This is a genomic window from Vibrio sp. 1-2 (7-a) (assembly GCF_013048515.1).
GTDB classification, from domain to species: Bacteria; Pseudomonadota; Gammaproteobacteria; order Enterobacterales; family Vibrionaceae; genus Vibrio; species Vibrio diabolicus.
In genome coordinates this window covers 56742-81848 of sequence record NZ_VHSQ01000007.1, presented here as the reverse complement: position 1 = coordinate 81848, position 25107 = coordinate 56742, and the positions used below count along the sequence as shown (strand labels likewise).

25 protein-coding genes are annotated in these 25107 nt (G+C 46.2%); 16 read left to right on the top strand and 9 right to left on the bottom strand.

What is annotated here, in order from left to right; genetic code table 11:
* Positions 1-69 precede the first annotated feature (69 nt).
* Positions 70-1086: a tryptophan--tRNA ligase gene (gene trpS / locus FKN08_RS17010; protein ID WP_005395367.1), complete on the top strand. Its 1017-nt coding sequence runs from the start codon at positions 70-72 to the stop codon at positions 1084-1086.
* Positions 1087-1141: 55 nt separating this feature from the next.
* Here the strand turns inward: trpS and FKN08_RS17005 are convergent, their stop codons facing one another.
* Complete coding sequence (locus tag FKN08_RS17005) at positions 1142-1516, bottom strand: hypothetical protein (protein WP_047010420.1); 375 nt, start codon at positions 1514-1516, stop codon at positions 1142-1144.
* Positions 1517-2062: 546 nt separating this feature from the next.
* On the opposite strand from FKN08_RS17005, the gene FKN08_RS17000 reads away from it, so the two are divergent.
* The 6 genes from FKN08_RS17000 to FKN08_RS16975 all read left to right on the top strand — a co-directional run bounded on the left by FKN08_RS17000 (position 2063) and on the right by FKN08_RS16975 (position 11009).
* On the top strand, positions 2063-5017 hold the full coding sequence (locus FKN08_RS17000; RefSeq protein WP_170892578.1) for an ExeM/NucH family extracellular endonuclease: 2955 nt from the start codon (positions 2063-2065) through the stop codon (positions 5015-5017).
* A gap of 175 nt (positions 5018-5192) precedes the next feature.
* Positions 5193-5780 carry an aminodeoxychorismate/anthranilate synthase component II gene (locus FKN08_RS16995; RefSeq protein WP_005397690.1) on the top strand — a complete coding sequence of 196 codons (588 nt, stop codon included), beginning with the start codon at positions 5193-5195 and terminating at the stop codon, positions 5778-5780.
* 361 nt (positions 5781-6141) lie between these two features.
* Positions 6142-7353, top strand: a complete 1212-nt coding sequence (locus FKN08_RS16990; RefSeq protein ID WP_170892577.1) for an aspartate aminotransferase family protein — start codon at positions 6142-6144, stop codon at positions 7351-7353.
* A gap of 109 nt (positions 7354-7462) precedes the next feature.
* A complete protein-coding gene (gene astA, locus FKN08_RS16985; protein WP_005397686.1) occupies positions 7463-8482 on the top strand; it encodes an arginine N-succinyltransferase in 1020 nt (339 codons plus the stop codon).
* Positions 8483-8510: 28 nt separating this feature from the next.
* Positions 8511-9968: a succinylglutamate-semialdehyde dehydrogenase gene (astD, locus tag FKN08_RS16980; protein WP_005397684.1), complete on the top strand. Its 1458-nt coding sequence runs from the start codon at positions 8511-8513 to the stop codon at positions 9966-9968.
* Between the two features lie 249 nt (positions 9969-10217).
* Positions 10218-11009: a DUF1338 domain-containing protein gene (locus FKN08_RS16975; RefSeq protein ID WP_005397681.1), complete on the top strand. Its 792-nt coding sequence runs from the start codon at positions 10218-10220 to the stop codon at positions 11007-11009.
* A gap of 145 nt (positions 11010-11154) precedes the next feature.
* Here FKN08_RS16975 and crp read toward each other — a convergent pair whose 3' ends face one another.
* From crp to FKN08_RS16945, 6 genes are all read right to left on the bottom strand, one after another.
* Positions 11155-11787 (bottom strand): cAMP-activated global transcriptional regulator CRP, encoded by a 633-nt coding sequence (gene crp, locus FKN08_RS16970; protein ID WP_005381432.1) that lies wholly within the window; start codon positions 11785-11787, stop codon positions 11155-11157.
* Between the two features lie 240 nt (positions 11788-12027).
* Entirely contained in the window at positions 12028-12897 is an 870-nt protein-coding gene (locus tag FKN08_RS16965; RefSeq protein WP_005397679.1) for a phosphoribulokinase, read from the bottom strand.
* Positions 12898-13021: 124 nt separating this feature from the next.
* Positions 13022-13234 carry a YheU family protein gene (locus FKN08_RS16960; RefSeq protein WP_005397677.1) on the bottom strand — a complete coding sequence of 71 codons (213 nt, stop codon included), beginning with the start codon at positions 13232-13234 and terminating at the stop codon, positions 13022-13024.
* A gap of 33 nt (positions 13235-13267) precedes the next feature.
* A complete protein-coding gene (locus tag FKN08_RS16955) occupies positions 13268-14275 on the bottom strand; it encodes a hydrolase (protein WP_046874535.1) in 1008 nt (335 codons plus the stop codon).
* An 87-nt stretch (positions 14276-14362) separates the two neighbouring features.
* The gene (locus tag FKN08_RS16950) at positions 14363-14851 is read right to left on the bottom strand and encodes a TIGR02444 family protein (RefSeq protein WP_005397673.1); all 489 of its coding nucleotides are present in this window, start codon (positions 14849-14851) and stop codon (positions 14363-14365) included.
* Positions 14848-16767 carry an ABC transporter ATP-binding protein gene (locus FKN08_RS16945; RefSeq protein WP_170892576.1) on the bottom strand — a complete coding sequence of 640 codons (1920 nt, stop codon included), beginning with the start codon at positions 16765-16767 and terminating at the stop codon, positions 14848-14850. Before FKN08_RS16945 ends, FKN08_RS16950 begins: the two co-directional genes overlap by 4 nt.
* A gap of 209 nt (positions 16768-16976) precedes the next feature.
* Here FKN08_RS16945 and kefG point away from each other — a divergent pair, with 209 nt between their 5' ends.
* From kefG to FKN08_RS16920, 5 genes are all read left to right on the top strand, one after another.
* On the top strand, positions 16977-17570 hold the full coding sequence (gene kefG / locus FKN08_RS16940) for a glutathione-regulated potassium-efflux system ancillary protein KefG (protein ID WP_170892575.1): 594 nt from the start codon (positions 16977-16979) through the stop codon (positions 17568-17570).
* The gene (kefB, locus tag FKN08_RS16935; protein ID WP_170892574.1) at positions 17554-19350 is read left to right on the top strand and encodes a glutathione-regulated potassium-efflux system protein KefB; all 1797 of its coding nucleotides are present in this window, start codon (positions 17554-17556) and stop codon (positions 19348-19350) included. The genes kefG and kefB overlap by 17 nt, the downstream gene beginning before the upstream one ends.
* 33 nt (positions 19351-19383) lie before the next feature.
* Entirely contained in the window at positions 19384-19584 is a 201-nt protein-coding gene (locus FKN08_RS16930; RefSeq protein WP_005381449.1) for a YheV family putative zinc ribbon protein, read from the top strand.
* Positions 19585-19676: 92 nt separating this feature from the next.
* A complete protein-coding gene (gene slyD / locus FKN08_RS16925) occupies positions 19677-20213 on the top strand; it encodes a peptidylprolyl isomerase (RefSeq protein ID WP_005397664.1) in 537 nt (178 codons plus the stop codon).
* Between the two features lie 130 nt (positions 20214-20343).
* Entirely contained in the window at positions 20344-21285 is a 942-nt protein-coding gene (locus tag FKN08_RS16920; protein ID WP_170892573.1) for an isoaspartyl peptidase/L-asparaginase, read from the top strand.
* Between the two features lie 84 nt (positions 21286-21369).
* On the opposite strand, the gene FKN08_RS16915 is transcribed toward FKN08_RS16920, so the two are convergent.
* The gene (locus FKN08_RS16915) at positions 21370-21597 is read right to left on the bottom strand and encodes a SlyX family protein (protein ID WP_170892572.1); all 228 of its coding nucleotides are present in this window, start codon (positions 21595-21597) and stop codon (positions 21370-21372) included.
* Complete coding sequence (locus FKN08_RS16910; RefSeq protein ID WP_170892590.1) at positions 21594-22580, bottom strand: PQQ-binding-like beta-propeller repeat protein; 987 nt, start codon at positions 22578-22580, stop codon at positions 21594-21596. The genes FKN08_RS16915 and FKN08_RS16910 overlap by 4 nt, the downstream gene beginning before the upstream one ends.
* A gap of 128 nt (positions 22581-22708) precedes the next feature.
* Between FKN08_RS16910 and fkpA the strand changes: the two genes are divergently transcribed.
* From fkpA to tusC, 4 genes are all read left to right on the top strand, one after another.
* The gene (gene fkpA / locus FKN08_RS16905; RefSeq protein WP_005397659.1) at positions 22709-23491 is read left to right on the top strand and encodes an FKBP-type peptidyl-prolyl cis-trans isomerase; all 783 of its coding nucleotides are present in this window, start codon (positions 22709-22711) and stop codon (positions 23489-23491) included.
* Positions 23492-23634: 143 nt separating this feature from the next.
* Entirely contained in the window at positions 23635-24357 is a 723-nt protein-coding gene (locus tag FKN08_RS16900) for a transcriptional regulator (RefSeq protein ID WP_031780643.1), read from the top strand.
* Positions 24354-24749, top strand: a complete 396-nt coding sequence (gene tusD, locus FKN08_RS16895) for a sulfurtransferase complex subunit TusD (RefSeq protein WP_170892571.1) — start codon at positions 24354-24356, stop codon at positions 24747-24749. Before FKN08_RS16900 ends, tusD begins: the two co-directional genes overlap by 4 nt.
* Positions 24746-25102 carry a sulfurtransferase complex subunit TusC gene (gene tusC, locus FKN08_RS16890; protein ID WP_005397648.1) on the top strand — a complete coding sequence of 119 codons (357 nt, stop codon included), beginning with the start codon at positions 24746-24748 and terminating at the stop codon, positions 25100-25102. Before tusD ends, tusC begins: the two co-directional genes overlap by 4 nt.
* Positions 25103-25107 lie beyond the last annotated feature (5 nt).

Below are 25107 nucleotides of genomic sequence, written 5' to 3'. Positions count from 1 at the left end.
TAAACCGTGCGCTAAAAGCCGCACGGTTTTTCATTTTAATTAGATTAAGAAGTCAAAGGAATCATTCTAATGAGCAAACCCATTGTATTGAGTGGTGTTCAACCGTCAGGTGAACTAAGTATCGGTAACTACTTGGGTGCTCTACGTCAATGGCAGCAGATGCAAGACGATTATGATTGCCAATACTGTGTAGTAGACCTTCATGCGATTACGGTTCGTCAGGATCCTAAAGCACTGCATGAAGCGACATTAGATGCACTGGCAATTTGTCTGGCAGTTGGTGTTGATCCGAAGAAGAGCACGCTATTTGTTCAGTCACACGTACCAGAGCATGCTCAACTTGGTTGGCTTCTTAACTGTTACACGCAAATGGGTGAGCTGAGCCGTATGACTCAGTTTAAAGACAAATCGGCACGTTACGCGAATGACGTAAACGTGGGTCTGTTTGATTACCCTGTGTTGATGGCAGCAGATATTTTGCTTTACGGCGCACACCAAGTACCAGTTGGTAGCGACCAGAAACAGCACCTTGAGTTAGCGCGTGATATCGCAACGCGTTTTAACAACATCTACTCACCAGAGAGTCCGATTTTTACCGTTCCTGAGCCGTACATTCCAACAGTCAATGCACGTGTGATGAGTCTTCAAGACGCGACGAAGAAAATGTCGAAGTCAGATGACAACCGTAAGAACGTGATTACTCTGCTTGAAGAGCCAAAGTCGATCATCAAGAAGATCAACAAGGCGCAAACAGACACCGAAACCCCACCAAGCATTCGCCATGATATCGAGAACAAAGCGGGTATCGCGAACCTAATGGGACTTTACTCTGCGGCGACAGGAATGAGCTTTGAAGATATCGAAGCCAAGTACAAAGGCGTAGAAATGTATGGTCCATTTAAGAAAGATGTTGGCGAGGCGGTTGTAGCAATGCTGGAGCCAATTCAAGCAGAATACCATCGTATTCGCGCTGATCGTGCTTACATGGATGAGGTAATGCAGCAAGGTGCAGAAAAAGCATCGGCTCGCGCCGCTGAAACGCTGAAGAAAGCATACAAAGCGGTAGGCTTTGTCGCTCGCCCATAGTTGCTAAGAATAGATTACAAAAAGCTCCACGTTAGTGGAGCTTTTTTTATGCTTTTTACTGGAATGGCGTGTCTTTCATGCAACGTTCCATATCGTAATATTCAACACGTCCTCGAGCACCTAAAAAGGCGGACTTCACCACCATGCCTCTATCAATGAAGTAACTGAGCTGCACGCATGATATATCGTAGCTAAGTTCTTTAATTCTTGCTGGGATCCAGTAGGTTCCTGGTGTTCTTAGACGCTGGGTAAAAGTAATAACCCCCTCGTCACTGACCTCTAACTCTTCAATTCCATCCAGCTCATTTTTGGCTGATTCGATGATGTTTTGATTCGCAGTAGGTTGAAGTGGCTCACTGGCGGTCAATTGACATCCCGTTATCAAGCCAAGTAAGGAGAGAGCTAGCGCACTGCGTTGAATTTTTTTCATTTATCGTTCCTGGGTTTACAGCTAATGAGATCTTAATGTCTCGCGCAGGTTTTATATCTTTTGTATATGAATTTGGCTAGTGAATAAGGAGAAGTTATTGAGCAAATGATGAAAATTTTGAAGTATGAGGGTCATGCGTAAGAAAAAGCCGAGCGAATAATAGGTGACTTAAGTTTAGATATGGCTATAAAAATTAAAATCAAAGCTTTCTAAATTAGTGATTAATTATATTTTCATTTATAACAAAGTGAGCTTGGTTAATAAGCCACTTCACGAGCGATGTATTTTCTACTCCTTAACATGAAGTGAAAAAATAAACTGAGTAATTAATCTAAATTTTGACTTGTTTATCAATAGCGTTCTGTATTTATTACAAAAAATGTTTGAATGGGATGTTCTGGCATATTTTCTTACATTCACATGTGATTCATTTCACGGCTTTAATTGCTCATTCTTATTTATTTCATAAATAAACCTGATAGTAGACGCAAATGGTAGGCTCTGATCAGAGCTAAGTTTGCATTTACATAAATATCAGGTATGACAATGGACACGTTAATCAAACCCTCAATACTCGCACTAACCATCGCCAGTGCACTTAGCGCAAACGCGAACGCAGAGATTATTATTTCCCAGTATGTGGAAGGCGGCGCTTATAATAAAGCGGTCGAGATCGCCAATACAGGTGATACTGCGGTGACACTCACAGGCTATGAATTAGCAAAATCTTCGAATGGTGGCGGCTCGTGGGGCAGCACTCTTGATCTTAGTGACGTAACGTTACAAGCGAAGCAAGTGTATGTGCTTGCTCATGGCGATGCGAGCGAAGCAATAAAGGCGGTTGCGGATTACACTGATAAAAATGTAGCGAACTTTAACGGCGACGATCCGTTGGCACTTCTTAAAGATGGGGAAGTGCACGATATATTAGGTGTGATGGGGGACGTGGATTTCGCTAAAGACACCACGTTAGTTCGTAACAGTGATGCGCTTACACCTTCAACTACCTACCAATCCACTCAGTGGACAGCCTTACCTAAAGATAATATTGATGGTTTAGGAGAATTAAATACAACTGAGCCACCTGCGCCATTTGTTTGTGAAGTAGATGGACAAGAACCAGCCTTTACCACCATCCAAGAGATTCAAGGTGAAGGTGCTTCTTCTCCATTTATTGATGGCTACCCTTACATCACGACCGAAGATCACTTCGTAACTGGTGTGGTCAGTGCTGTAACAACAGGCTTAACTAAAGGCTTCTACCTGCAAGCACTTGAGAATGATGGCAACGACAAGACATCTGAAGGTTTGTTTATTCACACCGATGTTGCCGATACAGAGCTGAAAGCTGGTGATGTTGTTTGTGTGAAAGGGAAAGTACAAGAGTACTACAGCAACACTCAGCTTTCTTCTGATGCAAACAGTTATGTAAAAACAGGAACATCAAACGCCTCTTTGGTTACTCCGTTAACGATTAAGGAAGGGGAAACACTACGTGATGCACTAGAGCGTCATGAAGGTATGCAAGTTGAGCTGAGCTCGGCTAGCGAACTTTTCGTTACTCGTAACTTTTCTTACGATTATGACTCTCGACGCAACAACATGATGTTGTCTCATGAAGCACCGTTGTTTAAGCCGACTCAATTGCATGCAGCAGAGAGTGACGCTGCGGTTGCCCTTGCCAAAGAGAATGCGGCCAACCGTATTTACTTGGAATCGGATAGCAAAGCGCCAAATGGTCAAATCCCATATTTCCCAACGTTTGCACAAGATCTTGACCAAAATGGCTCTTCAGAGCAGCACATTCGCCTAGGCTCTCGCGTCGAAGGCCTGCAAGGTGTAGTGAATTACAGCTACAACGAGTACCGCCTAATTGCGACCAATGAAGTCGATAGCAGAAACTTTGTCACGTCAGGTGATGACTTTGACGTTGCGCGTAAAGCGGCGCCAGCCATAGCCGATTCTGATTTACGAGTAGCGAGCTTCAACGTTCTTAACTACTTCACTTCGGTTGCTGACAGCGGGCACGACAACCCAACCGGGCAAAATCGTGGCGCGACAAATCTTGATGAGTTCTTGATCCAGCAAGCGAAAATCGTTTCAGCAATGAATAAGATGGACGCGGACATCATTGGCTTGATGGAAGTGGAAAACAACGGCTTTGGTGATGGCAGTGCTATCCAAAACTTGGTTGATGCTTTAAACGCTGAGATTGATGACGTGGAAGATCATTACACGTATGTCGAAATCGAAGAGCAAGATAAATACCAAGAGGAATACTTTGGCAGTGATGCGATCATGGTGGCGATCTTATATCGTGCTAACGCAGTAACACCAAAAGAAGCAGCAAAAGTCATTGTGACGCCAGAGCAACACATTGCAGAGAACACCATTACTCGTAAAGAGGGCACAGAAAGTAACCCTGCTTACGACAAGTACCAACGCCATAGCTTATTACAGACCTTTACAGTGAAAGAGACTGGCGAAGATCTTTCAGTGGTCGTGAACCACTTTAAATCGAAAGGCTCTGAATGTATTGAAGAGTGGATTGCTGGTGTAGAAGACTCAGAACCCGCGGATCTGCAAGGTAACTGTAACAACTTCCGTGTTTCTGCTGCGAAAGTCGTTGGTGAAGCGCTGAAAGATATTGATGGCGATGTGCTCGTCATGGGCGATTTGAACGCTTACGGCAAAGAAGATCCGTTACTTACCCTCACTGATTACTCACAAGAGAAATACGGCCGTGATATCTACACTGCCGCTTACACAACCATTGGTGGCGGTGAGCTTCAAGTAGAGAAAACCAAGATTGAAAAAGGCTACGGTCTGCACAATTTAAACACCTTGCTGCATGGCGCTGATACGTTCTCGTACACCTATTCAGGTGAGTTGGGGAACTTGGACCATGCATTGGCAAGCAGCGGTTTAGCGCAAAAAGTGGTGGCGATTGAAGATTGGCACATCAACTCTCTAGAAAGTAACTTGTTTGAATACAGCAGCAAATACACGGGTGACATGCCGAAGTACAAAGATGCGTTCTCAGCGTCTGATCATGATCCAGTGATTATTGCTATTGATTTGCCAGATGATGATATCGATTTACCGAAAGCGGGTGAAAACTTAGCTATTGATGTACGTCTACCACCAACTGCGGTTGCGGGCGATATTGTGACAGTGAACTTAACAGCATCCACACAAGCGGCCGCGACAAGCAGTGATGCAAAAGTTTACTCGGCTAGCCAAACCTTGACTCAAACTGACATTGACGCACGCAGCGTGAATATTGAGTTTGAACAAGCGCCAGAACAAGGTAATTACCAGTTAGAAGAGAAAGTGACAGACTCGACAGGCAACGTCGTTAAGTTTAGCTCTGTTCGTGATGTTTCAATGACGCAAGCCGAAACGGGTGCAGAAGGTTCGAAGGATTCAGATGGTGGTTCGTTTGGTTTTGGCGCGCTACTCGCGATGCTTGGACTTGGCTTACTACGTCGCCGCAACTAAGCCTTTATCTCCTAAAATACAGCTGTAAAGACCAAAGGCCAGCCGATGCTGGCCTTTTTATTGCACAAAGACTTGCCTTTCTAGTTTGGTGTTGCAAAATACCGCCCTTAATTGTCGCAAACCAGACAATCATCTCTTAAGTCTTGCCTAAACGGATTGGAGCAGCTGACACTCTATGTTGTTGATCATCGATAACTACGATTCTTTCACTTACAACCTCTACCAATACTTTTGCGAGCTTGGCGCTAGTGTAAAAGTCGTGCGTAACGATGAAATCGACATTCAAGGGATTGAAGCGTTGAACCCAACTCACTTGGTGATCTCACCTGGACCGTGTACGCCAAACGAGGCAGGTATCTCTCTACAAGCTATAGAATACTTCGCTGGTAAGCTTCCAATATTGGGTGTTTGCCTTGGTCATCAAGCGATAGCGCAAGTGTTTGGTGGGGAAGTCGTGCGCGCTCGACAAGTAATGCATGGGAAAACGTCACCTATTCGTCACAATGGTCGCAGTGTGTTTAAAAACCTGAATAACCCACTCACCGTAACCCGTTATCACTCTCTCGTGGTGAAAAACGGTACGTTACCCGATGTGTTTGAACTGACCGCATGGACTGAGCTGCCGGATGGAAGTATGGACGAAATCATGGGTTACCAACATAAAACTCTGCCAATTGACGCAGTGCAGTTTCACCCAGAATCGATCAAAACAGAGCAAGGTCACGAGTTGCTCGCGAACTTTTTAGCACGTAAAGCGATCTGATCGCGATCACTTTTCTTAACAAATCATTCATCTTTTTGCCGAGGTGAGTGGATTGCAAAACTATGCGGTTCATTCTGGCCTCTTTGTCTATTCATGTCTTTTTAAACCTTCTATCCCCTGTATTACATAACATTTATAAAAAATCGCTTCTCTATTTTACTTTCTTGATGCATAAATAGTCATAAGCAGTGATTAATGGAAGTTGCTTTCGAGAACGAAAAGAATAAATCACTATTGAAATGGTTAATTAAATGTAAATACAATGCCGCAATAGCTTAAATGCAAAACATTATTTGCTGGCAAAGAGAGCCGGTTAAATTCGCTTATCTGCTACGCATGCGGTATCAAGAAGGAATGTGCAATGACAACGGAAATTAAAGTAGAGCGCGGTTTATTCGATGAGGTAATGGTACCTTGCTATAACCCGATGGAAATGATCCCTGTTAAAGGTGAAGGTTCACGTGTTTGGGATCAGAAAGGTAATGAATACATCGACTTTGCTGGTGGTATTGCAGTGAGCTGTCTTGGCCATTGTCATCCAGTAATGGTAAACGCATTAACAGAGCAAGCTAACAAGCTGTGGCACTTAAGTAACGTGATGACGAACGAACCAGCACTTCGTCTGGCGAAAAAGCTAACAGAAGTGAGCTTTGCTGAGCGCGTATTCTTTGCTAACTCTGGCGCAGAAGCGAACGAAGCTGCACTTAAGCTGGCACGTCGTTACGCTGCTGACGTACATGGCGCTGAGAAATCAGAAATCATTGCATTCAAACAAGGTTTCCACGGTCGTACGTTCTTCACCGTAACGGTTGGTGGTCAAGCGGCTTACTCTGACGGTTTTGGTCCTAAGCCTGGTGACGTTACCCACTTACCTTACAATGATATCGAAGCACTACAGGCACACATGTCTGATCGCACATGTGCGGTGATGATGGAGCCGCTACAAGGTGAAGGCGGTATCGTGCCACCAACGCCTGAGTTTGCTCAAGCAGTACGTGAGCTGTGTGACAAACACAACGCGCTACTGATCTTCGATGAAGTGCAAACCGGTAATGGTCGTACAGGTAACTTCTACGCTTACCAAGGTTTAGGTATTACACCTGATATTCTAAGCACCGCGAAATCACTCGGTGGCGGTTTCCCAATCGGTGCAATGCTGACTACTGCAAAATTAGCAGAGCACATGAAAGTCGGTACGCACGGTTCAACATACGGCGGTAACCCACTCGCGTGTGCTGTAGCAGAAGCAGTTGTGAACGAAGTTACTAAGCCTGAAGTGTTGGCTGGTGTGCTAGAACGCGAAGCGATGTTCCGCGAAGGTCTAGAGAAGATCAATGCTAAGTACAACATCTTCTCAGAAGTTCGTGGTCAAGGCCTATTGCTTGGCGCTGCACTGAATGAAGAATGGCAAGGCCGCGCACGTGATGTTCTCGTCGCTGCAGGCAAACAAGGTCTCATGGTATTGGTTGCGGGTGCCAATGTCGTACGTTTCACACCATCACTCGTTATCACACAACAAGAAATTGAAGAAGGCTTGGCGAAACTGGATAAAGCGATCGCGACTTTAGTTTAAGCGCGATATCAGTTTCAACGTCAACGCAGACACCCCCGTCAAGGATCTCTGATGGGGGAATTGTTCCTACAATATAGTTAGGATCTTCTTGCATCTGGAGGGAGTATTGATGCTAGTAGTTCGCCCTATCGCGATGTCGGATTATGACGCGCTGCACACTTGTGCGGTGGAGTCTGGTCACGGATTTACATCTCTACCGGTTAACGAAGAACTGTTAACCAATCGAATCAAACACTCAGAGTACAGCTTTGGTAAGCCAGATGTGGCAGAACCAGGTGATGAAGGCTACCTGATGGTCGGCTTTGACTCTGAAACGGGTGAGGTTGCGGGTACCACCGGAATCGAAGCATCTATCGGCTGGGATGTCCCATTTTACTCGTATCACATTAGTAAAGTGGTGCACTCGTCACCAAAGCTTGGCGTCAATAATGTCGTCAAACTGCTTACTTTTGGTAATAACTACACGGGTAACAGCGAAATTTGTACCTTGTTCTTGCGTGAGAAATTCCGCCAAGGTCTGAATGGTCGTCTAATGTCGAAGTGTCGTTTCCTCATGATGGCTGAGCACCCAGAGCGTTTCTCTGAAACGATCTTTGCGGAGATGCGTGGTGTTTCAGACGACGCAGGCAACTCGCCGTTCTGGCAATGGTTACAAGAGCATTTCTTCTCCATCGATTTCACGCTTGCGGATTACCTCACAGGTATCGGCAAGAAAGGCTTTATTGCTGACTTAATGCCGAAGCTGCCTATTTACATCAACCTGTTGAGTCCAGAAGCGCAAGCCGTGATTGGTCAAGTACATGACAATACTCGCCCAGCATTAAAGCTGCTTGAGCGTGAAGGCTTCACTAACCGTGGCTACGTGGATATTTTCGATGCGGGTCCAACCGTTGAATGTGACTTACGCAATATTGAATCGGTACGTCACTCGTTCCGTGCGCAAGTGAAAATTGCACAACATAGCAGTACGCAAGACTTCTTGATGTGCAACTCATCGTTCGAAAACTTCCGCGCAGCAGTCACCAAAGCGGCGTATGACGCTGAAACACAAAGCGTCATGATCGCACCAGACGTTGCGGATGCACTTTTGGTTGAGGAAGGGGACTTTGTTCGCCTTCTTCCGCAGTAACAGACGACAGAATTTAAGGATAGAAACAATGACACATTGGATTGCAGGTGAATGGGTACAAGGTCAGGGTGAAGCATTTACGTCTCTGTCGCCTTACAACCAAGAAGTGATCTGGCAAGGCAACGGTGCAACGGCAGAGCAGGTGAATCAAGCGGTATCTGCAGCGCGTGAAGCGTTTATTGACTGGAAAAAACGCCCATTTGCAGAGCGTGAAGCGATCGTGTTGGCTTTTGCTGAGAAAGTAAAAGAGAACAGCGAAAAAATCGCCGAAGTCATTGCCAAAGAAACTGGTAAGCCAATTTGGGAAACGCGCACTGAAGCAGCAGCAATGGCAGGTAAAATTGCAATCTCTATTCGTGCTTACCATGACCGCACCGGTGAAGCGAGCCGTGAAGCGGCGGGCAACCAAATTGTGTTGCGTCATCGCCCACTCGGCGTGATGGCGGTATTTGGGCCATATAACTTCCCTGGTCACTTACCAAATGGTCACATTGTGCCTGCGTTACTAGCGGGTAACACCGTTGTGTTCAAGCCATCCGAGCAAACGCCTTGGACTGGCGAGCTAGCTATGAAACTTTGGGAAGAAGCAGGTCTGCCGAAAGGCGTGATCAACCTTGTCCAAGGTGCGAAAGAAACCGGTATTGCGCTTGCTGATGCGAAAGGCATTGATGGCGTACTGTTCACGGGCAGCGCAAACACAGGGCATGTATTGCACCGTCAATTTGCGGGTCAACCAGGCAAGATGTTAGCACTAGAAATGGGTGGTAATAACCCGATGGTGATCTCTGATAAATACGGTGATTTGGATGCCACGGTGTACACCATCATCCAGTCAGCGTTTATCAGTGCTGGTCAACGTTGTACGTGTGCTCGTCGTTTGTACGTGCCATTGGGTGAGAAAGGCGATGCGCTCATCACGAAACTGGTTGAAGCGACGAAGAATATTCGCGTAGACCAGCCATTTGCTGAGCCTGCGCCATTTATGGGACCGCAAATCTCCGTTGCCGCAGCCAAGTTCATTCTCGATGCACAAGCGAACCTACAATCACTTGGTGGTGAAAGCTTGATTGAAGCTAAAGCAGGAGAGGCGGCGTTTGTTTCTCCGGGCATTATTGATGTAACGAACATTGCTGAGCTACCAGATGAAGAGTACTTCGGTCCACTTCTGCAAGTGGTGCGTTACGAAGGGCTAGAAAAAGCCGTAGAACTGGCGAACGACACGCGCTTTGGTCTCTCAGCTGGTTTAGTTTCAACTGACGACCAAGAATGGGAATACTTCGTTGACCATATTCGTGCAGGGATCGTGAACCGTAACCGCCAGCTCACAGGTGCAAGTGGTGATGCGCCATTTGGTGGTCCTGGTGCGTCAGGTAACCTACGTCCAAGCGCTTATTACGCAGCAGACTACTGTGCGTACCCGATGGCATCAATGGAAGGTCAAGAGACTATCTTGCCTGCAACATTAAGCCCAGGTGTGGCGCTATAAGTTTTAATAACAGAGTCGCAACCATGTATTGCGGCTCACCTTGCCGGCGAATCATTTAGGTATGGGTTGTAGTGATCGTTGGCAGAACACGGAAAGTGAGCAAAGACTCGGAAAAGCGTGTTGACTGACTGGCATTTACCGTCACAGGTTGATGGCTGCTCGTTCATTATTCTGGACAACTTTTCGTTGTGAACGAGCAGTCAACTTCCGCTTACCTTTTAACTCTACATCTCGTAACAAGGAGTCGTTATGACGCCCGATGTGTTATTTGAATCGCTATGGCAAGATTACATTCAACGTCTTTGCCCCTCTGCTGCGAAAGTACATCAGCTGCTTCAAGAAGATGAGCCTCTGATTAATGATCATATAGCTTTACGTACCTTCAATATTGCGCCTCTTGGTATCGAAACCTTAGCTAAACCATTTGTAGCCATTGGCTACCAGGCATGTGGTGACTACGTTTTCGAAAGTAAAAAGCTGGTTGCTAAGCACTATGAGCACCCTGATCCGAAGCAACCGAAAGTCTTTATTAGTGAGCTAAAAGTTGAGGAGTGTTCACCTGAGCTGCAAGAGATTGTGAAAAAGCTGGTGGCACAAGTCGATGCAGGCAAGCTGAACGATAGCGCATTCTTACATGGTGGACGCTTGTGGGATTTAAGCTTTGCTGACTACCAAACGTTGGCTAAAGAAAGTGAGTATGCATCTTGGTTGGCTGCGCATGGTTACGGCGCAAACCACTTCACGGTGAGCGTTAACCAGCTCAATGAATACGAAGAAGTGAAGCAAGTAAACGATCACTTACGTACGGCCGGATTTACCATTAATGAAAACGGCGGGGAAGTGAAGGGCACTCCTGAGGTGCTGCTAGAACAATCATCGACCATGGCGGATAAAGTGGCGGTTCGCTTTAGCGAAGGCACTGAAATTATCCCTGGTGGCTTTTACGAGTTTGCTAAGCGCTACCCGATGGAAAACGGTGAGCTGTACCCAGGTTTTGTGGCGGCTTCAGCGGACAAAATCTTTGAAAGTACGAATGGCTAACTTTTAGGGTTAACCTTTCGGCTAACCAACTTGCTCATTAGTCTTTTGTTGCTCTGAGCTTAATGTGGTTACAAGACAAATAAAAAGCCACCAATGTCGCCATTGGTGGCTTTTATAATTTTGTTCGCGTCACTCTAGTTTGAGATTAACGAGTACCGTAAACCACGATAGTTTTACCGTGCGCAGAGATTAGGTTCTGCTCTTCTAGCATCTTCAAGATACGACCTACTGTCTCACGAGAACAGCCAACGATTTGACCGATTTCTTGACGAGTGATCTTGATTTGCATGCCGTCTGGGTGAGTCATTGCGTCTGGTTGTTTTGCAAGGTTCAGAAGCGTCTGAGCGATACGACCAGTTACGTCTAGGAACGCCAGGTCACCCACTTTTTGGCTAGTTACTTGAAGACGACGAGCCATCTGCGCAGAAAGGCGCATTAGGATGTCTGGGTTTACTTGGATAAGCTGACGGAATTTCTTGAAAGAAATTTCAGCAACTTCACAAGGAGATTTAGCACGAACCCAAGCTGTGCGCTCTTGGTCTTCCTCGAATAGACCAAGTTCACCAATAAAGTCTCCTTGGTTTAGGTAAGAAAGGATCATCTCCTTACCTTCTTCGTCTTTGATAAGAACCGCAACAGAACCTTTAACGATGTAGTACAAAGTTTCTGCCTTTTCGCCCGCGTGAATTAGCGTGCTCTTTGAAGGGTACTTATGAATATGACAGTGTGAAAGAAACCACTCTAATGTTGGGTCGGTTTGAGGTTTACCTAGAACCATAATATCTCACTTCCTCTGCAGGGTACGCTTGCGCTATCCATATTTTAGCTAAGCCTGAATTAGGCCTACTAGAATAAGAGCACTTTTTATATGCTGCAAGCTCTCTTGTGTTTCGGTAAGAAATAGTATCCTTTTTCGAAAACGATTTCTTGATTTTAATCGTGCCATGATTGAGATTTTGTAAGCAAAACTGTGCACATGATCACGGTATGAAAAGTAAACATCTTCGCAGGCAGGTTTTTAGCCAATTTTCCCTGTTTCGATGAGCTGTTGTAGGATAGGCCGAACTATGAGCTCCATTGCAAAGCTCATCTTACCGCCTGGCACGACAATCGTGTTGTGGCGTGACATGAATGAGCCATCAATCATAGCCAGGAGATATGGGAAGTCGACTTTCTTTATCCCACGCAAGCGAATTACGACAAAGCTCTCATCCAGGCTTGGGATACCCTTCGCATTAAGGGGGTTGGAGGTATCGACCGTTGGGACGCGCTGAAAGTTAATATGAGTGCGAGAAAATTGCGGAGTGATGTAGTTAAGATAATCGTCCATCGAGCGCACGATAGAATCCATTACTGCTTCTCGTGAATGACCGCGGTCACGAGTATCACGCACAAACTTTTGGATCCACTCTAAGTTTACGATTGGTACCATACCAATCAAGAAATCCACATGCTGCGCAACATTAACATCGCCATCCACAACACCGCCGTGCAAGCCTTCATAGAAGAGAACGTCACTGTTCTCCGGTAAGTCCTGCCACGGTGTGAAGGTACCAGGCATTTGATTATAAGGTACGGCCTCGTCAAAGGTGTGTAGGTAGCGACGTACGCTGCCTGCGCCATCGTGACCATATTTACGGAAAAACTCTTCCAATCCTGGAAAGTCATTAGCTTGAGGGCCAAAGTAGCTAATGTGTCGACCTTGCTCGCGCGCTTTACGGATTTCTATATCCATTTCAGGGCGAGTAAAGCGATGGAAGCTGTCGCCTTCAACCCATGCGGGTTTAACGTTCATCATATTGAACATCTTACGGAAGGCTTCAGATGTAGTGGTCGTGCCGGCACCGGATGAACCAGTAACCGCAATAATTGGGTGTTTAGCTGACATGACAAACCTTGTCGAAAATTACTTACCTGTAATGTGCAGTAGGCTGCTACTGCACGGTCGATAACCCACTATAGCACGTAACAATGCCTTGTCATTGAGTGGGGTACGGTAAAATGTGAAGGGTCTAAAATTTTGTTTTTACCTGAATATCGACGGTTTCGTGCAGTTCAGAGAATACGATAACCGCTTCGCCTTTTTCTAATTGAGTTTTTACTTGATCCACTTTGTCTTGCAAAGAAACCTCGACGGTTCCGTAATCCGTGCCTTCACGTAAGACGAATTCACGAATTAAGTTTTCCAATGTTTCTGGCGCAATGTCTTGCCATGGAATGATCATAAATACCTCGAACTTTTATGATGAGCGGCTAGTTTACTGCTTTCGCTGCTTGGATACAGCAGAAAGGTAATCTGCGGCAATACTTTCGTAATACGCTGGCAGCGCTTCTTCCAACCAAAATTTCGGCTTGAGCGCTGAACCTGTAAGGAAACCAACATGCCCACCGTGCTCAAAGAGACGGTAATCAATATTATCTGGCAGAACAAATTTCGGGATCACATCGTCGGTCATGAATGGATCGTCTTTGGCGTGAATGATCAGTGTCGGTAGCGTGATCTGTTGTAATTTACTTAAGCCAGAACATTGATCGTAATAATCTTGTGCGTCTTTAAAACCGTGCAGTGGTGCCGTGATCAAATCATCGAATTCATACAATCGTGTGACACGTTTTATTGAGTTGTAGGACAAAGCGAGCTCGCCATGCAACAAGTGATGTTTTTGCAACGCGTTGCGTTTGAGCGAAGAGAGCAGGTAACGGCGATACACTTTCGAAAAGCCTTGTTCAATACGGTTTGCACACGCTGCTAGGTCTAAAGGCGCTGAGATAATGGTCGCCGCATTCAAAATGGGGTGGTCTTTGTATTGGGCTAAATAATTCGCCAACATGTTACCGCCAAGAGAAATACCAACCGCAACTTTGGGGTTATCAGGAAAGCGTTGCTCAAGGTGCTCTAAGAAGTGGCGGGCGTCAGTCACTTCACCAGAATGATAGGCGCGAGCTTTCTTGTTTGGCTTACCGCTACAACCGCGGAAATGCATCATCACCGACAGCCATCCGGATTGAGCAAATGCATTCATTAGGCCATTGGCGTAAGGGCTATAGAAGCAGCCTTCTAGTCCATGAAATAAAACAAAAATCGGCTTTTTTTGCGCAGGTTCTTGGGTTGGGTCCTCGCTCCATGCGAGATCGAGAAAGTCGCCATCGGATGTATCGAGGGTTTGCCAAATCGGCGTAAACAACGCTTTTTTGCGAATAAAACGCGGTAAAAGCGTTTGAAGGTGCGGGTTTTTGATCCCGGCGGCTGCGAAAAATTGTGTCATACCTAACTGCTCTTATGCGGTTCTTCGGTGTCAGTTGAAGAACTTATTAATATAATCCTTTATAAAGATTATAGGTATTCTACAGATTTATGGGCGTTTTGGTGGGTGAATGTTTGGCACCGGAATAGCAAAGGCCTGTTGCAAATGCTCACCACCAAGTTGACGACAGTATCTCAGCGTGAGTGGGGCGCCATCATTTTTGACCAGCGTGAGCGAGTTAATGCAGTTCACCAAATCCGCTTGTTGCTGCTTTTCTAGTTGCAGCTCAAACTGTAAGGTTTCACGATATAAAGCGTCATTGACTTGAGACTTAAGATGGCGACGTAAGTCGCGAAAAGAGTGCAATAAGGTTTCGCTTCGGCCCAGACAGCTTTGTACCAGAGGCCAGTCTTTTTCTTGGAAAATGAGTTGCTGCTCATCGAGCCATCTGAGCAGCAGGAGTAGGTTCACGTTGCCGTGATAATTGTTCTGTAATGATAAACACGCTTCTTTCACTTCTCGCACACCATAAAATTGCAGACTGAACTGCCAAAGGTGTTCTAGGGTGAGTGTGTATTCAGCGTGTTGATTACTCATTGATTAAACTCTAGCTCCATCTGCTCCAGTTCTTCCTGAGCAGACATCCATTCCATTTCAATTTCTTCGAGCTCTGCCTTACTAGAAGCTTGAAGAGCCAGCACTTGGTTAAGTTTAGCTTTATTTTCGGCTTCATACAGTGAGTTATCTGCCAATTGTTCTTCAGCTTCGGCCAGTGCAGCACCTAACTTATCCATTTTATTTTCTAATTGTGTCAGCGTTTTGCGAATTGGCGCCGTCTGCTTACGAAATTCTGCATCGCGACGTTTCTGCTCTTTTTTCGCTGCGGCGCTGTTGGCGCTATCTTTGGCTGGCTGTGCTGCTTGTGCTTCTTTGCGTTCCGCTCTTTGTTGCTCAGTTAACCATTTGTAGTAGTCGTTTAAGTCACCATCGAACGGCGCAACTTGACGATCATGCACCAAGTACAAGTCATCGGTTGTAGCACGCAGTAAGTAGCGATCGTGCGAAACAATCACCATTGCACCTTCGAACGTTTGCAGTGCCATCGTCAATGCCTGACGCATGTCCAAATCCAAGTGGTTGGTTGGTTCATCAAGTAGCAACAGGTTTGGCTTTTGCCACACAATTAAGGCCAGCACTAAACGGGCTTTTTCACCACCCGAAAACGGTGCGACTTTCTCCAGTGCTTTGTCGCCTTGGAAGCCAAAGCTGCCTAGGTAATCACGTAGCTGTTGTTCGGTTTGATCCGGCGCGATCTGCATCATGTGTTGCAGCGGCGTTTCCTCTGGGTGCAGCGTTTCTAATTGATGCTGAGCAAAGTAACCTATTTTCACGCCTTGTGAGTAAGTCAGATCGCCACCTTGCGCGTTAAGCTCGCCAGAGAGCAATTTGATCAAGGTCGATTTACCCGCGCCATTACGGCCGAGTAGACCAATGCGACTGCCAGGAACCAAGTTCAAGCGGATCTTCTCTAAGATCTGGTTGTCACCGTAGCCTGCCGATACTTCATCCATCATCATGATTGGGTTTGGCAGCGCCGCGGGCTCACGGAATTGGAAGCTAAATGGGTTATCGAATTGAGCGGGTAACACTTTTTCCATGCGCTCCAAAGCTTTAATACGGCTTTGAGCCTGGCGTGCTTTAGAGGCTTTATAACGGAAACGGTCGATGTAGCTTTGCATGTGCGACATCTGTTTCTGTTGCTTCTCGAACATCGCTTGCTGCAGCACCATTTTTTGCGCTCGTTGGTTTTCGAACGACGAATAGTTACCCGTGTATTCGTTCAATTGTTGGTTTTCGATGTGAATAATACGGCCAACAATTGGGTCAAGGAAGTCACGGTCGTGCGAGATCAGGATCAGTGTGCCTGGGTAGTTTTGTAGCCAACGTTCAAGCCACATCACCGCGTCTAAGTCCAAGTGGTTGGTTGGCTCATCGAGTAGCAATAAGTCAGAACGGCACAATAGCGCTTGAGCTAAGTTAAGGCGCATACGCCAACCACCAGAGAATTGAGTCAAACTCCAACTCATTTGCTCTTGACTGAAACCTAAACCGTCGAGCAATTCTGCCGCGCGAGCGCGAATGCTATAACCGCCGATGGTTTCAATTTTACCGTGGATCTCGGCAACCAAGGTGCCGTTGTCTTGTGCTTCCGCTTCAGCCAACTGCTTTTCGAGCGCTCGGTACTCGCGATCACCATCAATGACGTATTCCAGTGCAGTGCGCTCTAGCGCAGGCGTTTCCTGTGCGACCCAGGCCAACTCCCAATGTTGAGGTTGGCTAAATGAGCCTGCATCAATCGACAGTTCATCTTTCAGCAATGCAAATAGCGTTGATTTACCGCAGCCGTTTTTACCCACAAGGCCGACTTTATCGCCAGGATGGATAGTCGCTGAAGCTTGATCTAAAAGAGGTTTACCGCCACGCAGTAACTGAATATCAGAGAAGGTAATCATAAAGTTTTCATTCACTTTGCGCAGTGCGCGTTGCTTGGTTACATAGCGAAGTGGTTTCAATCGTTTTTAAAGCCACTTGGGTATATATCTAGCGGTGAATAGTAGGGGTATTGGCCGGAAAAGTCGATTGATTCGCTTTAATTGCATTATGCTGTACAAAAAAGTATAACAATTTGATAACGGATAAAAATAACCACAAGGACGACCATTTGGCTGTTGCACCGTCTATTCTCCCAAGAGTTCTGATCATTTATGCTCATCCAGAGCCACATAACTCGATTGCTAATCAAGTGATGATTAAAAAAGCTCAGTCGCTTGATCACGTCACTGTGCACGATCTTTACGGTGTTTACCCTGACTTCTTTATTGATGTGAATTATGAACATGAGTTGTTGCTCACGCATGATGTGATCGTGTTTCATCACCCGCTTTATATGTATTCATGCCCAGCCCTGTTAAAAGAGTGGTTGGACCGAGTGCTGGGCAAAGGTTTTGCTTTTGGCGGAGGTTCGGCGCTAGAGGGAAAATACTGGCGCAGTGTGATTACAACGGGGGGGAAAGAAGAGGCCTTTAGCGCGAAGGGGTACAACAAATATCCATTAGAGCAAATCTTACAACCGTTTGAACTGACGGCTGCCCTGTGTCAAATGCACTGGATTGAACCTTTGGTGTTGTATTGGTCGCGTAATGTCTCGGATATTGAGCGGTATGAGCACGCCGAATTGTATCGTCGGTGGTTGAACAACCCACTTGAAAACTGGGAAGCAGCAGACCAAGGAGGTCAGTATGGCGATAACCAGTGAGTTTCTTCAAAGTAGCGTGGTCTTTCTCTCAGCCGCGGTTATTGCGGTACCGATTGCTCAGCGTCTCGGACTTGGCTCGGTTTTAGGTTATTTACTTGCCGGTGTGTTGATTGGCCCTTGGGGCCTTGGCTTAATCAGTGATGTTGATGCTATTTTGCACTTTGCTGAACTTGGGGTCGTGTTGTTACTGTTCTTGATCGGCCTTGAACTAAATCCTAAAAAACTGTGGCAAATGCGAGGACCGATTCTAGGTTTAGGCGGCGCGCAGGTGGTGGTTACGACCGCCGTGATCGGCAGTGTCGTCAGTATGTTCGGCGTAAGCATGCAAGTGAGTTTGGTGATTGGGATGGGGTTGGCGCTGTCCTCGACGGCAATTGCTCTTAAAGTGATTGAAGAGCAAGGGCTCAATGGCACCGAAACGGGTCAGTCTGGTTTTGCGGTATTGCTCTTTCAAGATATTGCCGTGATCCCAATGTTGGCAATGTTGCCCTTGCTTGCTGGCGGGCAGAGTGGCGGTAGTTGGTTAGATGTCTTCACGGTATTAGGTAGTGTGGTGGCCCTGTTGATTGGTGGTCATTTCTTATTGCGTCCACTATTTCGTTTTGTTGTGATGAGCGGCGTTCGTGAGCTCTTTACCGTCGCCGCATTGTTGGTTGTGCTTGGGATTTCTGTCGTGATGCAAAAGCTCGGGCTTTCTATGGCTCTAGGGACTTTCTTAGCCGGCGTTCTGCTGGCTGAGAGTGAGTATCGACATGAATTGGAAATCGCTATCGAGCCGTTTAAAGGTTTGTTGTTGGGGTTGTTCTTCATCGCGGTTGGCATGGCGGTAAATTTGGGGTTATTGGCATTACACCCTTTAGAGATTCTGGGCGCGGTGGTGGCTTTGGTCGTGGTTAAGGGCTTGGTTTTGTATGCATTGGCGAGAGCTGCCCATGTCGGAGCCAAAGCGAGAAGCCGTATGGCCGCGATTTTAAGCCAAGGTGGTGAGTTTGCCTTTGTCATATTTACCGCAGCGAGCCAAGAGGGCATTTTATCCAAAGAGCAAGTAGCGTTTTTGTTGGTGGTGGTCAGTTTATCCATGGTGACGACACCACTTTTGCTGATGGGACAAAAAAAATGGTTTGCTCATACCCTGAATCAAGAAGAAGAGGGCATGACCACGAAAGTAGTGGATCGCCGGCCACGCGTGATCATTGCAGGCTTTGGACGTTTCGGTCAGATCGTCGGACGTTTAATGTATGCCAATAAAATCAAAGTGACGGTATTAGAAAGTGATGCCAGCCAAATCCACCTACTGCGCAAGTATGGTTACAAAGTGTTTTATGGTGATGCTACCCAAATTGATCTTTTACGGGCTGCTGGCGCAGATAAAGCAGAAGCATTGGTCATTTGTACCGATTCACCTGATGAGGTGATGGCCATCGTTGATATCTGCCGCGTGCACTTCCCGAAACTTAAGTTGCTAGCCCGAGCAAGAAGCCGTGTCGAGGCGTATCAGTTAATGAGCCACGGTGTCGAGAATTACTCTCGTGAAACATTTTTAGGGGCATTGGATCTCGGTCGCCAAGCGCTCGTAGAACTTGGTATGCACCCATATCAAGCAAAGCGGGCAGAAGCACATTTTCGTAAGTTAGATAATGCTATGCTTAAGGACTTATTGCCTCAGCACAATGAAGATAAGAAATTGGCTCAGAGAGCGAAAGAGGCACGCAAAGAGCTAGAAGAAATTTTTGGTCGTGAGATGGAGAGCGACCATCAGTCACCTAATCATTGGAAGTAGTACTTGAGCCAAGACTCAAGCTAAGGAAATAGCGTGAAAATCAAGAAACGTTTTATTGCCGGCGCTAGCTGCCCAAATTGCAGCCAGCAAGATACCCTGCGCTGGTGGATTGAAAATAATATCGAGTTAGTTGAGTGTGTCGAGTGTGAGTTTACTGAGCAGCGTAAACCGCAATCTGTAGAGAAAAATAAACACTCAGATCAGGAAATGATCGGAATTTTTAAGCCGGAATAATTGAACTTCGATAATTGATCCCCATAATACACCCAGATATCTCAGTACTTAACCCCATTCAGGTTAAGTCAATTAATCTCCCTGGAGTTAGTATGAAAATTGAAAAGAACGTTGTTGCAAGCCTTGCATACAAAGTAATGATGGAAGACGGTGTCGTTGTTGATCAATCAACAGCAGAAGCGCCTCTAGATTACCTTCACGGTCACAACAACCTAATCACTGGTCTTGAAAAAGAGCTTGAAGGTAAAGTGGCTGGCGACAAGTTCTCAGTAACGGTAGCTCCTGAAGAAGCTTACGGCGAGCACAACGATGCGCTAGTACAACGCGTTCCTGCGGACGTATTCCAAGGCGTTGACCAAATCGAAGTGGGCATGCGCTTCCTGGCTGACACTGACCAAGGTCCAATCCCTGTAGAAGTAACAGAAGTTGATGGCAACGAAGTGGTTGTTGACGGTAACCATATGCTAGCTGGTCAAACACTAACTTTCGAAGTAGAAGTTATGTCTACACGTGAAGCAACAGCAGAAGAGATCGAACACGGTCATATCCATCAAGCTGGTGGTTGTGGTCATGACCATGATCACGACGATGAAGGCTGCTGTGGCGGCGGTAGCTGTGGTTCTCACTAATCACAAGCTCCTTCACTAGATAGTTTTATCTAGTAAAGCTTTGCAAAGCGCAAGTTGAGGTTTCAACTTGCGCTTTTTGTTTATCTAAGGTGAAGTGCATAGAAGAAAAGAACAACTCATGGAAAAAGCGATGACAAAACCTTTCTCGATTGCGATTCATGGTGGCGCAGGCACCATTTTACGTGTTCAGATGAGCAATGAACTTCAGCAATCCATCTTGGCTGATTTGGAAGCGTCGGTAAAAGCTGGCTATCAAATTCTAGAGAAAGGCGGCGACGCTTTGGATGCGGTTGTTGCTGCAGTAAAAGTGTTGGAAGACTCGCCTAACTTTAATGCTGGTAAAGGCTCGGTGCTGACCAATAACGAAATGGTCGAAATGGACGCCTCTGTCATGGATGGTCGAAACCAAGCCGCAGGCGCGGTCGCTGGTGTTCGTCATATCAAGAATCCAATTGAGCTCGCTCGTGACGTGATGCGAAACAGCAATCACGTGTTGTTGGTGGGTGAGGGCGCAGAGAAGTTTGCTTTTGAACAAGGCCATGAGTATACCGAACAGGATTACTTCTTTACTGATCGCCGTTATGAGCAGTTGCTGTCTATGCGTGAGAAAGGGCTGTTTGCTTTGTCGGAGTCTCGTTACCCAGATGACCGTAAGCACGGTACGGTTGGTGCGGTGGCATTGGACCAACAAGGCAACTTAGCCGCTGCCACCAGTACGGGTGGCGTGACGAATAAGAAATACAACCGAGTTGGGGATTCGGCTTTGATAGGCTGTGGCACGGTGGCCGAAAATGGCGTTGTCGCGGTTTCAACTACGGGTGTCGGTGAGTTTTTTATCCGTAAACGTGTCGCAGAAGACGTCGCCGCGCGGATGCGTTACTTACAAGAAGATATTCATACTGCTTGTGAGCATATTATTCAGGGGGAACTGAAAGAGATGGGCGGCGAAGGCGGTTTAATCGCAATTGACGCGCAAGGTGAGCTGCACTTTGCGATGAACAGCTCTGGCATGTACCGAGCTGGCATTAATACGCAAGGCGAGCTGAGCGTCAAAATTTACGCCGACGAATAGCTTCCTCTTGAGCAACCTTCTTAAGTAATCAATACAATAAAGCCCAGAATATTTTCTGGGCTTTATGCTATTTGAGCCTGCATTTTAATAATGCGGTGGTGGGGTTTCTTCTGACGGATCGGCTAAATTCGACGAGTCCATATTTTTTACTTTACCTACCACATATTTCATCTGATCGAGCATCTTGGTAATTTGCAGTTGCTGCTGCGATAAGGCGCCGTTCAGATCTTCAATAGTCTGTTCTTGGAACGCAAGCTGACATTCTAAGTCATTGATGCGTGACTCTAATTGCTGAATAAGTTTTTCTGTCATGATCCGTTCTCTAACTGCCAAGCTTGGGCAATACCTGCTGAAGTAGCAGTAATTACGCGTTGTTTTGAATCAAAGGCTGCATCATACACGACCGCACGGGGAGGGCGAGTATCTTTTTTCGGCTCAACCTCAAATCCGTCAATCCGTTTTCCGGTTTGAGTATCCCATATTGAAACGCGGCCAGAAGGCGTTCCTGTCACTAACTGAGTTCCGTCGTCAGAAAATCGCGCAGTAGAGAAGATCAATTGGCGCGACCAACTGCTCAACCGTGTGACCTCTTGTCCAGTTTTTAAATCCCAAATTACCGCTTGGTTTCCGCCATCGGATGTCATTGCTAACTTGCCATCTCGTTGCAGGGCAACACGAACAACCCGTTGTTCATGTTCGAAGGTCCGCAGCACTTGTCCGGTTTCGGTGTCCCACAAATACGCTTTGTAGTCATTACCACCAGTCAGTGCGAAGCGGCCATTAGGAGAAATGGCGACGGAATTGACTTTTTCACGATGCGCAAGGAACTCCAAGCGACGTCCGGTGACTAAGTTGACGTAAATTGCTTTACCGTTGGATAACCCGAGCAGAACTTGCTCACCGTTACTGGTGATATCAACGTCGCGAATGAGCGCATCAGAAATAGACCAAAGGCCTTCGGATTGCGTCCAACCTAAGTCCCAAACTGCGAAGTTCATTTGGCTTGCTGTGACTGCATAGCGACCATTGTCTGAGATACGAATATGGGATACCACGTTGGCATCGGCATCGAGCTCACCCAGGTTGGCTAGTTGTTCATTTTGCTCTAGGTCCCACAACATCAAATGGTGTTGCTGAGAATAGAGCAGAGCAAATCGTCCATCTCTGCTAAGTGCGAAGCTCGTCGCACCCTGAGGCTCTATCGGCCAACGCTGCACTTCACGTTCGGCGAAAAAGCAACCATTTAACGTGGTGATGACAATTAAATATAGGAATAAATGAGAAATTCTTTGCATCACATCTAATAATCCGGTTTGTGTCTTAAGACATATAGCTAGTATATTGGTATAACGATTGTCTTCACTAGTCTCATAGAAGATTTGTGCACAACAACCAATGGCAAAGCCATTATTGGGAGAATTTAATGAAATCAGTTTTAAAAGTGTCGCTACTTGCTGCAACAGTTATGCTAGCGGTAGGTTGTCAGAAAGAAGAAACTAAAACAGAAGCCGCACCTCAAGCAGAACAAGTTCAAGCAGAAACCGGTAAAGCGGTTCACTTTAAAACCGACGACGATAAAGCGGCATACGCAATCGGTGTTTCATTTGCTAACTACCTAAGCACAAGCATCGACAAGCCAAGCGAAATCGGCATTAATCTTAACAAAGACTTGGTACTAAAAGGTATCGAAGACGTTTTCAAAGGCAATGCTGAATTGAATGAAGAAGAAACACGTGCAGCACTAGAATCTCTAGATAAGCGTGTTGCTGAAAAGATGCAAGCACAAGCGGCTGAGAAAGCAGCTGAAGCGAAAAAAGCTGGCGATGATTTCCGTGCTGAGTTCGAGAAGCAAGAAGGCGTAGTGAAGACAGATACAGGTCTTCTATACCAAGTTATTACTCCAGCTGAAGGCGAGAAGCCAAAAGACACTGATACGGTTCAAGTACACTACAAAGGTACGCTAATCGATGGTACGCAATTTGATAGCTCTTACGATCGTGGTGAACCTGCAACCTTCCCACTTAACCGTGTAATCCCAGGTTGGACAGAAGGTGTTCAGCTAATGCCTGTGGGTTCTAAATTCAAATTCGTTATCCCGCCAGAGCTAGCATACGGTGATCAAGACACACCAAGCATTCCTGCTAACTCAACGCTAGTATTTGAAGTTGAGCTGCTAAAAGTCGAGAACGACAACGCAGAGCAATAACAATAAGCAGCGATAAGTTATTGAAAAAGGTCCGTTTAACGGGCCTTTTTTGTTCTAGGTCACTAGTTGGTGAGTTTGCTAGGTTGATTTTCAAATTTTCTGATAAACTTACACCAATTTGTTGATTTTTCGCTCGAAGGCTTATGACAACTACAGAAACAATAAACGCGGAGATGTTGCTCGAAATGGAATCCGTTAACGTGATGCCGTTTACCGAGCACGACAAAATCATTTTAAGATCTTATGAGGCGGTCGTTGATGGTATCGCCAGCCTGATAGGTCCCTTTTGTGAAATCGTTCTTCACTCGCTAGAAGACTTAAATACCTCTGCAATTAAAATCGCTAACGGTGAAAACACGGGTCGCCAAGTCGGCTCACCGATCACTGACTTAGCGCTTAAAATGCTAAAAGACATCGAAGGCTCGGAGCGCAACTTCTCACGTTCGTACTTTACCCGTGCAAAAGGTGGCGTGTTGATGAAGTCGATCACTGTTGCCATTCGTAATGGTGAAAATCGCGTGATTGGTTTGTTGTGTATCAACGTCAACTTGGACGCGCCTTTCTCGCAAGTCCTTCAATCTTTCATGCCAACGCAAGAAGCAAAAGAAGCGGCTTCCTCAGTTAACTTTGCTAGTGACGTAGAAGAGTTGGTGGACCAAACTGTTGAACGCACCATCGAAGAGATCAATGCGGATAAATCCGTATCGAACAACACCAAGAATCGCCAAATCGTGATGGAATTGTACGACAAAGGCATCTTCGATATTAAAGATGCCATCAACCGCGTTGCAGATCGTCTTAACATTTCAAAACACACCGTCTACTTATACATTCGTCAACGTAAAACCGAGGACGATGAAAAGTGAGTAAACTGACTTACACGTTGGTGGTGAACGGTCCTGTTTACGGTAGCCAGTCAGCGCGCAGTGCTTATCAGTTCGCCAAGGCGGTGATTGAGCAAGGCCATCAGTTAGTGAGCGTTTTCTTTTATCAAGAGGGCGTGACCAATGGTAATGCTTTGAGTGTGCCTGCCAACGACGAATTTGATCTCAATAAGGCATGGCAATCTTTGGCAAAAGAGCATGGTGTTTGTCTAGAAACTTGTGTTGCTGCGGCTTTGCGTCGCGGGATCGTAAGTGAAGAAGAAGCGAATCAACATGGTTTGGTCCAGAGCAATCTAGCGGAAGGTTTTGAGCAAGCCGGCTTAGGTAGCTTAGCCGAAGCGATGTTAACCCAAGACAGAGTGGTACAGTTTTGAGTCAGCTAACTTATCTATTTCGTAGCGCACCGCATGGCAGTGCGGCTGGTCGTGAAGGTGTGGATGCACTATTAGCCGCGTCGGCTTACTGTGAAGATATCAGCGTCATTTTCATGGGCGATGGGGTTTACCAGCTTCTACTAGGACAAGAACCGAGTAAGATCTTGAGCAAAGATTATGCGCCGATGCTGAAGCTTTTCGATTTATACGATATTGAACAAGTCTTTGTGTGCTCAGAGTCATTAGCTCAGCGAGGTTTGGCTCAAGCGGATTTAGTCATTGAAGCTCAAGCGTTAAGCTCAGAGCAGCTCAAAGATAAGTTGCAACACGCTGGCAAGCTACTGTCGTTCTGAGGAAG